The organism is Parvibaculum sp., from assembly GCF_040882025.1.
In the GTDB taxonomy this organism is placed as follows: Bacteria; Pseudomonadota; Alphaproteobacteria; order Parvibaculales; family Parvibaculaceae; genus Parvibaculum.
The window spans coordinates 1-11,498 of sequence record NZ_JBBECC010000167.1 but is presented as its reverse complement, the minus strand read 5'-3'; the positions used below and the strand labels follow the sequence as shown (position 1 = coordinate 11,498).

Sequence of the window (11,498 nt, the reverse complement as noted above, 5' to 3'; positions counted from 1 at the left end):
TGCCCCATTTCGGGCTGATCCTCGACTGGCGGGACTGGCACGAACTGGCCGACCGCCTCCGCGCCGCGCGCATCCCGTTCGCCGTCGAGCCGCATATCCGCTTCGCCGGCGAGGCCGGCGAGCAGGCGACCATGTTCTTCCGCGATCCCGCCGGCAACGCACTCGAGTTCAAGGCCTTTCAGAACGAAGCCCGGATCTTCGCGCGGACGCTCTAGCCCTTCGCCGACCGGGTGGAATGGGCGGCGATGAAGTCGCGCACCCGGGGTGCGATTTCGTTTTTCCAGCGCGAGCCGTTGAAGACGCCGTAATGGCCGACGCCCGGCTGTTCCCAATGGGCACTCATCGAGGCGGAGAGACCGGTGCAGAGCTTGTGGGCCGCCTTGGTCTGGCCGACGCCGGAAATGTCGTCTTTCTCGCCCTCGACCGTCATCAAGGCGGTGCGGGTGATCGCCTCCGGCCGGATCGGCCGGCCGCGATGCAGGAACTCGCCCTTGGGCAGCGAATGCTTGACGAAAACCTCGTCGACGGTCTGAAGATAGAATTCCTCCGTCATGTCCATGACCGACAGATACTCGTCATAGAACTCGCGGTGCTTCTCAGCCGAGTCGCCATCGCCATCGACCATATGGTCGAAATAGCTCCAATGGGCATCGACATGGCGGTCGAGATTCATCGCCATGAAACCCGATAGCTGCACGAAGCCCGGATAGACACGGCGCATGACGCCGGGATGTGGCCAGGGCACCGTGGTGATGACGTTGCGCTCGTACCATTCCGTGCCGCGCTCGGTCGCGAGGCGATTGACTTCGGTCGGGCTTTCGCGCGTGTCGATCGGGCCGCCCATCAGCGTCATGCTGAACGGCACGAAAGGATCGTCATTGTCGTGCATCGCCGCGACGGCCGCGAATACCGGCACCGACGGCTGACAAACCGCCAGCAAATGCACATCCGGCCCAAGCAGGCGGCACATGTCGATCACATAGTCGATATAGTCGTCGAGATCGAAAGATCCTTCTGTCAGAGGCACTTTTCGCGCGTCCGTCCAGTCGGTGATATGGACTTCGTAATGGGGCAGCATCGCTTCGACCGTACCGCGCAACAGCGTCGCGTAATGGCCCGAGAGCGGCGCGACGATCAGCAGTTTCGGCTGCGGGCGAACGCTCGCCATCGCCGAAGCCTCGCGCTCGAAATGGATCAGATTGCAGAAGGGACGCTCCCAGACGATCTTTTCGACGACGGGGACCGGCTGGCCGGCGATCTCCGTTTCGTAAAGGCCGAATGCCGGTTTGCCGTAACGCCGCGTCGTCGTTTCGAAAACATCGAGCGCGGCGGCAAGCGTTTTGCCGGCAACCGTTTCGCCGAACGGATTGAGGGGATGACGAAGCGCCCAGAGGCTGACTTCGGCGGCGGCGCGCATCGGCGCGACGGCCGCATGGTTCATTTCATAGAGATGATAAAGCACGCATTACCTCGCATTTGAGCAGCCTCCCGCGCCCTTATGCTGCGACGCAGCATTTAATGTAGGCGCTCTGCCGGGCCCCACCAAGAGCTTTTTTGACAGCGGAAAACGGCAGCGGACCCCCCCTCTGTCACGGAACTGTCACAAAACTGTCATAAAAGGGCGGGCGGCAGTCGGGTGACCCTCCCGGCAGCGTAGCGGAGACAAGTTGACAGACTACTTGTCCCCGCCCTTATCCCCGCCTTGAGCCGGAACCGACGCGCGCGTCAGTCCGGGAGACCGCAAAAGCGCCGCCGCTCGGCCTCCGGCAGCCGTTTCGCGGCCCGGTTCGCCCCGCCGATCAGCGCCCTGAAGGAGGCGGTGATGATGTTGGGGTCGATGCCGACACCGAAAATGTCGCCGGCGCCGGCGGGATCGGCCACCTCGATGAAGGCAACGGCCTTGGCGTCGGACCCGGTGCCGATCGAATGCTCCTCGAAGTGGCGGAACTGCACGCCGAGCTTCAGCGCATCGACGACGGCGTCGATCGGGCCGTTGCCGAAGCCGGCGAGCTCCTCATCCTTGCCGAAGCGGCGTACACGGATCTTCACGCCCTGCTTGCCGCCCTCGTCGAAGAGCGAGTGGCTGCGATATTCGATGGGCTCGACGATCGTCAGATACTCGCCCTCGAAAATCCGCCAGATGTCGGCCGCCGTCACTTCCTTGCCGGTATCGTCGGTGACGCGCTGCACGGCGGCACTGAATTCGACCTGGAGCCGACGCGGCAGTTTCAGGTCGTACTCGGCTTCGAGAAGATAGGAGACGCCGCCCTTGCCCGACTGGCTGTTGACGCGAATGATCGATTCGTAGGAGCGCCCGAGATCCTTCGGGTCGACAGGCAGATAGGGCACTTCCCAGATATCGCCTTCCTTGCGCGCGCCGAAGCCCTTCTTGATTGCGTCCTGATGCGAGCCCGAAAAAGCCGTGAACACCAGGTCGCCCACGTAAGGGTGGCGCGGATGGATCGGCAACTGCGTGCAATATTCCGCCGTCCGCGCAATCTCGTTGATCTGAGAGAAGTCGAGACCGGGGTGAATGCCCTGGCTGTAGAGATTGAGCGCCAGCGTGACGAGATCGACATTGCCGGTGCGCTCGCCATTGCCGAAGAGACAACCCTCGACGCGATCGGCGCCGGCCATCACGCCGAGCTCGGCGGCGGCCACCGCCGTGCCGCGATCATTATGCGGATGCAGCGACAGCACGATGCCGTCGCGCCGCTCGAGATTGCGATGCATCCATTCGATCTGGTCGGCATAGATGTTGGGCGTCGCCATTTCGACGGTTGCCGGCAGATTGATGACGACCTTGTTGTCGGCCCGCGCGTCCCAGACTTTCGTTACCGCATCGACGACTTCCTTTGCGAAGTCGAGTTCGGTTCCCGAAAAAACCTCCGGGCTGTACTGAAAGGTCCAGTTGGTGGCGGGCTGCGTCGCGGCGAGCTCCTTGATCTGATGCGCGCTTTCGGTGGCGATCGCCTTCACGCCCTGCTTGCCCTGGTTGAACACCACTTCGCGGAAATTCGGCGCGGTGGCATTGTAGACATGGACGATGGCGTTTTTGGCGCCGCGCAGGGATTCCATCGTCCGCGCAATCAGTTCGGGACGGGCCTGCGTCAGCACTTCGATATGCACATCGTCCGGCACGCGGCCCTCTTCGATCAGCTTACGGATGAAACCGAAATCGGTGTCGGACGCCGACGGAAAGCCCGCCTCGATTTCCTTGAAGCCGATCTTCACGAGCAGCTCGAACATGCGCAGCTTGCGTTCGGCGTTCATCGGCTCGAAAAGCGCCTGATTGCCGTCGCGCAAATCGGTGCTCATCCAGATCGGCGGCCTGGTGATGGTTTTCGACGGCCATTGCCGGTCGGGCAGATCGATCGGCTGAAAGGCACGGTATTTGACGGCGGGGTTCTTCAACATGACAACTCTCGCATCTTCAACGGACGGCGCACAGCACTGTTGGCGTGTCGCTCGCGCGGCGCAAAGGGAAATTCAGGTATCTGTGGGTGAGGTGGATCTGTTTTCTGCGCTCAAGCGCAGAGAAGCGCGCCCCGAAGAGCGAGTTCAAGGCCAAGCTTGCGGCCGAAGGCGATATGTGCGTCGCGATCCATGGCGCGAACATAGGCGGCCTCGCCAAAACCGTCAAGACACGGAGGAAAGGGGCAGTGTCGCTGACCGGCTTCACAGAAATTCCGCAATCCCTTCGGCCATCTGGTCGGGACCGGTGCCGGGGGCGAAGAGTTTGAGATATTCGCCGTCGGGACCCATCAGGAAGACGATGGAGGAGTGGTCCATCGTGTAGTCCTCCGGCGACGACTGATCCTCGGCCTTGCGGTAGAAGACATGCCAGGCTTTCGCCGTCGCGGCGACCTGTTCGGGCGTGCCGGTGAGGCCGGTCAGGCGCGGATGGAAGAGCGCGACATAACGCGCCATGATTTCAGGCGTGTCGCGCTCGGGATCGACGGTGATGAAGACGGGCTGTATCTGCTCGCCGCGCGGTCCCAGCGCCTCGACGGCGCTCGCCATCACCTGCAGCTCGGTCGGGCAGACATCGGGACAGAAGGTGAAGCCGAAATAGATCAGCATGTAGCGGCCGCGGAAATCGGCCTCGGTGACGGTTTCGCCGCGCTCGTTAACCAGCGTGAAGGGCCCGCCCACACGGGCCTCGCCCGAGGCCTGCGTGCCGCGGGTCTCGACCGCCGAGATGACAAGACCGGAAATCCAGACGCCGGCCAGAATGGCGACCGCGACCCCGGCCACAAGCGCGATAATGCCGTTGCGTGTCATGATGGTTCTCCGGTTTGGCGGGGCGGCTTGAAATGCGGACGCCCGATGGCCTATGGACTATAGTGATTTCGGCGAATGGCGCATCCTTGAGGGAGGCGCGGTTCCAATCATCTGTTTACCGTCAAACGGTGCCGCCGCGAACCGACGGCGCGCCGCGAAAGGGCTTCGGGCGACAAAATGACACGTATGGCAAGGCGTTCGACGTTTCGCGCGGTTGTGGCGCTGGTGCTTGCCGGCCTGCTCGCGCTTGCCGCCGTGCCGGACGCGCTCGCCGTCCCGCCGGGCGGCCCGAGCAACTATATCATCGACAACGAGACGGTTCACGCGGCGCGCACCGGCGACATCGAGACGGTGCGCGAGGCGCTGATGAAGGGCACGACGCCCAACGAAGCGGGCCGCGACCGGATTCCGATGCTGATCCTCGCCGTCGGCAACGGTCATCTGGCGGTGGTCGAACTGCTGCTCGAAAAGGGCGCCGATCCGAACCGGCGCGCACCTGACGGTACCACGCCGCTCACCATGGCGGCCGCCGTCGGCCGTGCCGACATCGCCGAGGCGCTGCTGAAGAGCGGCGCCGATCCGAACCGTCTCGGTCCCAATCGCGACGCCCCGCTGCTGATCGCGACGCGGGCACGCAACGCCGCTTTTGTGGAAGTCCTGATCCGCCACAATGCCGATCTTGCCGAAGCCGATCTCACCGGCCGCACGGCGCTCGATCTGGCGGAAGAAAATCATTATCGGGAGATTGCCGCCCTTCTGCGCGCCGCCGGCGCCTATTGAACGACGGCCCGCGACAAACGGTCAACGGGCCTTCCGGCGCGCCGTATCTTGCTGACGGTGTTGCCACACCCTATCTCTGGACCAGATGACAGACCGCAGACCGCCACCGAAACCACCGACCGCGAAAGCGGCGCCGCGTGTCCGGGCGAAACTCGTTTCGCGCGGCCATCAGTTGCGCGCATCGATGCTGCCGCGCGATGAGCGCAAGGCGGCCGGCGACAAGCCGTGGCATCATTTGCCGGACGGCACCTTCCGCAATCCGAAAGGCAGTCCGGCCCGCAGCCTCGCACGCCTCAAGACGGCCGCGCCCTTCTTTCTCGAAATGCTGAAGATGAGCGGCCGCAAGGTCGAGGTGCCGAAGGATCACGTGGTGCCGCGCCCGCTGGCGCTGCGCGCGATCGAGACGCATATCGAGGAAGGCGGCGATTTCATCACCTGGCTCGGCCATGCCTCCTTCCTGATCCGCATCGGCGGCGTGACGGTGCTGACCGATCCCTATCTCACGACCTATGCCGGACCCGCCGGTCTCGGACCGCGCCGCTTCGTCAAGTCGGGCGTCTCGGTCTCGGCGCTGCCGCCGATCGACCTCCTCGTCATCAGCCACAATCACTACGACCATCTGGACGAACGCGCGCTGGCGCGGTTGCCGGGCAAGGACCGCATGACGGTCGCCGTGCCGCTCAATCTCGGTGGATTCCTGACGGATCGCGGTTTCCCCAATGTCGTCGAACTTGACTGGCACGAAAGTCTCGAAATCGGCGGCGTGACGGCGACGGCGCTGCCGGTGGTGCACTGGTCGCGGCGTTCGGGCTTCGACACCAACCGTACGCTCTGGGCGGGCTTCGCGCTGAGGAGCGACCGTCATCATCTCTTTTTCGGCGGTGATTCGGGCTATGGCCCCGTCTTCAGCGAGATCGGCGACACTTATGGGCCTTTCGATACCGCACTGCTCGGCATCGGCGCCTATGAGCCGCGCGCGATGATGAAGGCCTCGCATGCGACCCCTGAAGAGGCGGTGCAGATGGGCCGCGATCTGAAGGCAAGGCGCATTGTCGGCATGCATTGGGGGACCGTGCTGCTGACGGTCGAGCCGCCTTTCGAACCGCCGGTGCGTTTCCGCGCCGCGGCCGACGCCGCCGGTTATGCGGCCGAGGATGCCTGGATCATGGCTATCGGCGAAAGCCGCCCGCTCTCGGGCTGGCCGTCGAACAGCTGAGGACGAGAGCCTTTCTTTTGCACACAGGGGACGGGTGGGACGCGCAATAACAGCGACGAAGCATGAACTTGTCCCCGGTTGCCGAAGCCGCGCTAGAATGCCGGTGGAACAAACCGGAAGCGGCACATCATGACGACGATCGAGGACAGGGGCAGCATGCGCTGGCTCCGCCGGGATTTTCTGGCGGGCCGGATCGGGCCGGGGGGCGATGCGAGCGGGCGCGTCCGCCTGCAGACGCTTGTCATCCTGCGCTGGCTCGCCATCGCCGGTCAGCTTGCCGCGGTGCTCTTCGCCAATCTGGTGATGGATTTTCCGTTGCCGCTGGGGCTTTGCCTCGCGGTGATCGCGGCGTCCGCCTGGCTCAATATTTTTCTGACCCTGCGCTACCGCTCGACGACGCGCCTACCTGAGTGGCAGGCGGCGGTCTATTTTGCGATCGACCTGATGCAGCTTGCGGTGCTGCTGTTTCTGACCGGCGGGTTGCAAAATCCCTTCGCGCTGCTCTTCATGGCGCCGGTGACGATTTCGGCGACGACGCTTTCGCTGCGCGCGACGGGCCTGTTGCTGATGCAGGCCTTCGTTTATGTAAGCCTGCTTGCCTGGTTCCACATGCCGCTGCCCTGGTTTCCGGGTGAAGAGCTGGCCCTGCCGCCGCTTTTCATCACCGGCCAGTGGACCGCACTGATGCTGGGGCTCGGTTTCGTCGCCATCTATGCCTGGCGCATCTCGCAGGAATCGCGGCGCATGTCGGCCGCGCTTGCGGCGACGCAGCTCGTGCTGGCGCGCGCGCAACGCCTTTCGGCGCTGGACGGACTTGCGGCGGCGGCAGCCCACGAACTCGGCACACCCCTCGGCACCATCTCGCTGGTCGCAAAGGAGCTGATGCGCGGCGGCATGAGCGAGACGGAAATGAAGGAAGACCTCGCGCTTCTCGGCAGTCAGGCCGAGCGCTGCAGGGAAATTCTCTCGCGCCTGTCCCGCCGGCCGGAAGACGGCGATGCGATCTATTCGCGCCTGCCGCTGAAGGCGCTGCTCGACGAGGTGACGCGCCCGCACCGCGACATGGATGTGGGTTTTCGCATGGCAGTGGTCGGGGGCGAGGAGGGCGCGGCCGAACCCGAAATCTGGCGGCGGCCGGAAATTCTTTACGGTCTCGGCAATTTCATCGAGAACGCGGCCGACTTCGCCCGCACCGAAGTGTCGATCTCGGCGCGATACGACCGGAACCGCATCTCGGTCACGATCGTCGATGACGGGCCGGGCTTCACGCCCGACGTGCTGGAAAAACTCGGCGAGCCCTATGTGACGACGCGGCCGCGTTCGGGCAAGGACAAGAGCCGGCGCGGTTCCCCCGCCGCCAACGATGCGCATGAGGGCATGGGTCTCGGCTTCTTCATCGGCAAGACGCTGCTGGAACGGACCGGCGCGACGGTCGAGATCGCCAATCGCGGCGACGCGAAGCCCGGCGCGCGGCTGACGATCACCTGGCCGCGCCGCGCCATCGAAGCCGATCCGGCTTTTCCGGAGGGCGGCGTGGGCGGAAACGGGAGCGGGGTGGCGCCACCCGGCGCTTCGGCCTAAGATCGGCGCCATCCGCCGCAGAATCGACAAGAGAATCAACAACGTGCAAAAACCCGACACCGTGCCGGAAGGCGAAAAGCCCGTTATTCCCGAAGACCGCACGCTGCTGCTGGTCGATGACGATGTGCCCTTTCTGACGCGCCTTGCCCGCGCCATGGAAGGGCGCGGCTTCGAGGTGACGACGGCAAGCACGGTCCGGGAAGGCAAGGAACTGGCGCGTTCGAAAAAGCCGGGCTTTGCGGTTGTCGACATGCGCCTCGAAGACGGCAACGGCCTCGATGTCGTGGCGGCGCTGGAGGAAGCACGGCCGGAAGCGCGCATCGTCGTGCTGACGGGCTATGGCAATATCGCGACGGCGGTGACCGCGGTGAAGCTCGGCGCGGCCGATTATCTGGCCAAGCCCGCCGATGCCGATGCGATCGAAGCGGCGCTGCTGGCGACCGGTGCCGACAAGGCCGGCCCGCCCGAAAACCCGATGTCGGCCGACCGCGTGCGCTGGGAACACATCCAGCGCGTTTACGAGCTCTGCGATCGCAACGTTTCGGAAACGGCGCGCCGCCTCAACATGCACCGCCGGACGTTGCAGCGCATCCTCGCCAAACGCGCGCCGAAGTGAGGATCAGGCCGGTTCGATCATCTTGATCGCCGCGAGTTCCTTCTTGTCGGTCCGGTCGCGCGCGGTTTCGAGATCGTAGCGCGCCTGCATGTTGAGCCAGAATTCCGCCGAGGAACCGAAAGCGCGTTCGAGCCGAAGCGCGGTGTCGGGTGAAATGTCGCGCTTGCCGCCGACAATGGCGCTGACGCGGTTCGCCGGTACGCCGAGCTTCTTTGCCAGCGCATTGGCACTGAGACCCAGCGGCGCCATGAAGTCCTCCGCCAGAACTTCGCCGGGATGGATGGGGGCGATCTTTGCCATGCGGGCATTCTTTCAACGTGATCTTTCCAGCATAGCGTGAATCGGACTCGGCTTCACGGTTGGAGTACCCGCAAGGGAATTTGCTGTTGCCAGCGCCTCTCCCCGCATTCGTCACCCCCGGACTTGATCCACTGCTGTCCGGTTAAGAAGAGTAGGATTCGATTCAAATCGCTTGTGGCACAGCACTTTCTCCCTATTTCGTCATGACCCGGCTCGTCCGGGTCATCCACGTCTTTCTTTCCTTCTTTCCGTGTCGAAAGACGTGGATGGCCCGAATAAATCGGGCCATGACGGTTTTGGGTTGTGAAAAATGCAACGTTCTTGCAATCGAAACCGCTTAACCGGACAGCAGTGGACTTGATCCGGGGGTCCAGAAGCCGCCCCACGGGTCCGCGCGATGCGCGGCCCGAGGACAGGCTCCGGCGGCGTCTCGCTTCGAAAAGACAAACAGCGTCAACACGACCGGCGCAAGTTGGAGTCTTTGTGAAGAGAGACGGCGCGTACCGCGCCTTCTGGATTGCCGGATCAAGTCCGGCAAAGACGACTTTTGGCGAGAGGTGCGGGCCCTTTCGACTAAACTCTTTGCGATACGATTCGCCTTTGTTTTCGTTTCGATTCAGACAGACGACTGCTCCCCTCACTCCGGATCGAGAAACCTGATGACGCGGCGCGCCGAGACGCGGGCGGCGTGCAGCGTCAGTTTCTTGCGCCGTGCGGCCGGCAGCGGCGTCACCGGGCCTTCGCGCAAAATTTCGGCGCCATAGCGGTCCGCGACGACGAGGCCGACTTCGGGGGGAATGATCTCGCGTGGAAATTCCGGCGGCACCGCGAAATAGAAGCGGTCGCAGAAATCGAGATACTCCTCCCACTTCGCATCCGTCTTGTAGTCGATCAGGCTCGACTTGATTTCAAGGACGACGATTTCGCCTCTCGGTCCGAGCGCGATGATGTCGACGCGCCGGCCGGTCGCAAGCGTGAGTTCGGTGACGGCGGCATAGCCCATTTGCGCGAGCAGCCGGCAGCAGCCGCGCTGCACATTGGCGGCCGTGGGCGATTGCCGTCCGTCGAAAAGACGGAACTCGTCCTCTTCGATGCCGGGCAGGTCGTCGCTCATGTGAGCCCCGCGGCTTCGAGGCAATGTTCGAGCTGGCCGCGCCGCCTTATCGCTTCGCGCGGATGCCCCGACGCGCCTTCGATGGCGACCGTGCAAAGCGCATTGGCGGCGGCGGCAAGCGCGGCGCGGCGCCGGTCGACGGCGCGGCCCGTGCGCGCCGCATAGCCGCGCATCACGGCGTCGCTGAGCGGCCCGAAGGCATCGAGATGACGGAAATCGGCCTCGGCAAGGCTCCAGCCCGTTTCGGCAAAATCGATGAGGCCGAGCGGCGACGCCTTTCCGGCGTCGAGCAGGTTGGAAAGATTGACGTCGCCATGCGTGAAGACGAGCGGGCCTTTCGCGCATTCCGCCGCCCAGGCGGCGAGGACGGCATCGGCGGCATGGTGATCGGCCGGCTGGCTGAAGCGGTCACGCGACAGCGTCAGGCTGCGCGCGATGCTGTCGCCAAGCTTGCTCGCGGCGGCGGTAGCGCGCGGCGTCGCCTCTTCGTGGAAATCGGCCAGCGCCGCGCCGAGCCTTTCGCCGAAGGCATCGCGCGTTTCGGGCGGCGCATAGACGAGGCGGCCTTCATCGGGCGCCGCGCCGCCAAGCTGCGTCATCCGCAGCCAGCCGGCATGGGGCCCGCTTTCGAACGTGCCTTCGGCGACAAGCGCCGGCAGGCAGAGATGCGCGGTTTCGAGCCCGCCGAGAAGTGCGAGCGCCAGCGCCTCGCGCCGGTGGACCGCAACGCCCGAGCCGAGCCCTGTCGTTTGCCGCCTGATGAGCTTCAGCACCGTGCCGTCGCCGAGATCGTGGATGCCGGACCAGAGCCCCTCGCCGATGAGCGGCCATGGCGGCGCCGGCAGGTCGGGGATCGCATCGCGCAGCATGTCATGGATGTCGTTCATGGGGGGAGTGTAGCAGAGCGGCGCACGGTGACGAAAAAAGGGCGGCTCCTTCCGGAACCGCCCTCGAGTTTATCCCATCGGTGAGGACCCGTCGGGAATTTCAGGCGCGGAAATTCTATTCCGCCGCCGCGATCTTCATCGGGTTCTTCTTCGCGAAGTTGACCGTCTTCAGGAAGTCGATGCCCTGTTCGGCGATGTCGTCGCCGACCATGCGGTCGTCCTCGTTTTTCAGTTCCTCCATGTCGACATAGACCGCATAGAAGGCGCGGGTACGATCGGTGATGATGCCGGCCTTGAGGAGCGTCTTCACGAGCACGCGGAAGACATTGGCTGCATCCTTCATGCCTTCGCGGCGGTCCTCATCGGTCACCGCTTCGAGCATTTCGGCCTGCACCTCGCGCCAGTCGAGACCGAAATCGGCATAGATGAGCTTCTTCTGTTCCGGATTGACGAGATTGAAGAGCAGCGTCTGGAAGACGTTCGCCGCCCAGTCCTCGATGATGTCGCGCTCGTCCTGCGACAGTTTCGGGATCGTGCGGTCGGCCCAGATCTTGCCGAATTTGTGGTGGAAGGCTTCGTCCGTCATCGCGAGCTGGCAGAGCTTGACGAGAAGCGGATCGCGCGCGGTGTTGAAGAAGGTCGCGAAGGTGCCCATCGCAAGACCTTCGACAAGAAGCTGCATGCCGACGATCTTCTTGTAGACCTCCTTGGCGTTGACCA

Annotated in this window: 11 protein-coding genes and 1 pseudogene; 5 read left to right on the top strand and 7 right to left on the bottom strand. The window is 64.1% G+C overall.

All coding sequences use genetic code 11. From position 1 onward, the window contains the following. Nucleotides 1-215, top strand: a 215-nt coding sequence (locus WEB61_RS11985) for a VOC family protein (RefSeq protein ID WP_368064565.1), incomplete at its 5' end; no start/stop codon positions are given. Here the strand turns inward: WEB61_RS11985 and WEB61_RS11980 are convergent. From WEB61_RS11980 to WEB61_RS11970, 3 genes are all read right to left on the bottom strand, one after another. After that, entirely contained in the window at nucleotides 212-1,462 is a 1,251-nt protein-coding gene (locus tag WEB61_RS11980) for a polyhydroxyalkanoate depolymerase (protein WP_368064564.1), read from the bottom strand. The two genes, WEB61_RS11985 and WEB61_RS11980, sit on opposite strands and share 4 nt — an antisense overlap. 263 nt (nucleotides 1,463-1,725) lie before the next feature. Continuing rightward, nucleotides 1,726-3,417 (bottom strand): 2-isopropylmalate synthase, encoded by a 1,692-nt coding sequence (gene leuA, locus WEB61_RS11975; RefSeq protein WP_368064563.1) that lies wholly within the window; start codon nucleotides 3,415-3,417, stop codon nucleotides 1,726-1,728. Nucleotides 3,418-3,678: 261 nt separating this feature from the next. Next, nucleotides 3,679-4,284, bottom strand: a complete 606-nt coding sequence (locus WEB61_RS11970; protein WP_368064562.1) for an SCO family protein — start codon at nucleotides 4,282-4,284, stop codon at nucleotides 3,679-3,681. A gap of 177 nt (nucleotides 4,285-4,461) precedes the next feature. Between WEB61_RS11970 and WEB61_RS11965 the strand changes: the two genes are divergently transcribed. From WEB61_RS11965 to WEB61_RS11950, 4 genes are all read left to right on the top strand, one after another. Further along, entirely contained in the window at nucleotides 4,462-5,064 is a 603-nt protein-coding gene (locus tag WEB61_RS11965; protein ID WP_368064561.1) for an ankyrin repeat domain-containing protein, read from the top strand. Nucleotides 5,065-5,149: 85 nt separating this feature from the next. Continuing rightward, complete coding sequence (locus WEB61_RS11960) at nucleotides 5,150-6,280, top strand: MBL fold metallo-hydrolase (RefSeq protein ID WP_368064560.1); 1,131 nt, start codon at nucleotides 5,150-5,152, stop codon at nucleotides 6,278-6,280. Nucleotides 6,281-6,409: 129 nt separating this feature from the next. Then, the gene (locus WEB61_RS11955) at nucleotides 6,410-7,861 is read left to right on the top strand and encodes an ActS/PrrB/RegB family redox-sensitive histidine kinase (protein WP_368064559.1); all 1,452 of its coding nucleotides are present in this window, start codon (nucleotides 6,410-6,412) and stop codon (nucleotides 7,859-7,861) included. 43 nt (nucleotides 7,862-7,904) lie between these two features. Then, a complete protein-coding gene (locus WEB61_RS11950) occupies nucleotides 7,905-8,477 on the top strand; it encodes an ActR/PrrA/RegA family redox response regulator transcription factor (protein WP_368064558.1) in 573 nt (190 codons plus the stop codon). Between the two features lie 3 nt (nucleotides 8,478-8,480). Here WEB61_RS11950 and WEB61_RS11945 read toward each other — a convergent pair whose 3' ends face one another. The 4 genes and pseudogenes from WEB61_RS11945 to WEB61_RS11930 all read right to left on the bottom strand — a co-directional run. Continuing rightward, on the bottom strand, nucleotides 8,481-8,777 hold the full coding sequence (locus WEB61_RS11945) for a HigA family addiction module antitoxin (RefSeq protein WP_368064557.1): 297 nt from the start codon (nucleotides 8,775-8,777) through the stop codon (nucleotides 8,481-8,483). 637 nt (nucleotides 8,778-9,414) lie between these two features. Further along, nucleotides 9,415-9,891: an MmcB family DNA repair protein gene (locus tag WEB61_RS11940; RefSeq protein ID WP_368064556.1), complete on the bottom strand. Its 477-nt coding sequence runs from the start codon at nucleotides 9,889-9,891 to the stop codon at nucleotides 9,415-9,417. After that, nucleotides 9,888-10,778: a phosphotransferase family protein gene (locus WEB61_RS11935; RefSeq protein WP_368064555.1), complete on the bottom strand. Its 891-nt coding sequence runs from the start codon at nucleotides 10,776-10,778 to the stop codon at nucleotides 9,888-9,890. The genes WEB61_RS11940 and WEB61_RS11935 overlap by 4 nt, the downstream gene beginning before the upstream one ends. 115 nt (nucleotides 10,779-10,893) lie before the next feature. Beyond that, nucleotides 10,894-11,498, bottom strand: a pseudogene (locus tag WEB61_RS11930) (ferritin-like domain-containing protein); the annotation flags it as partial.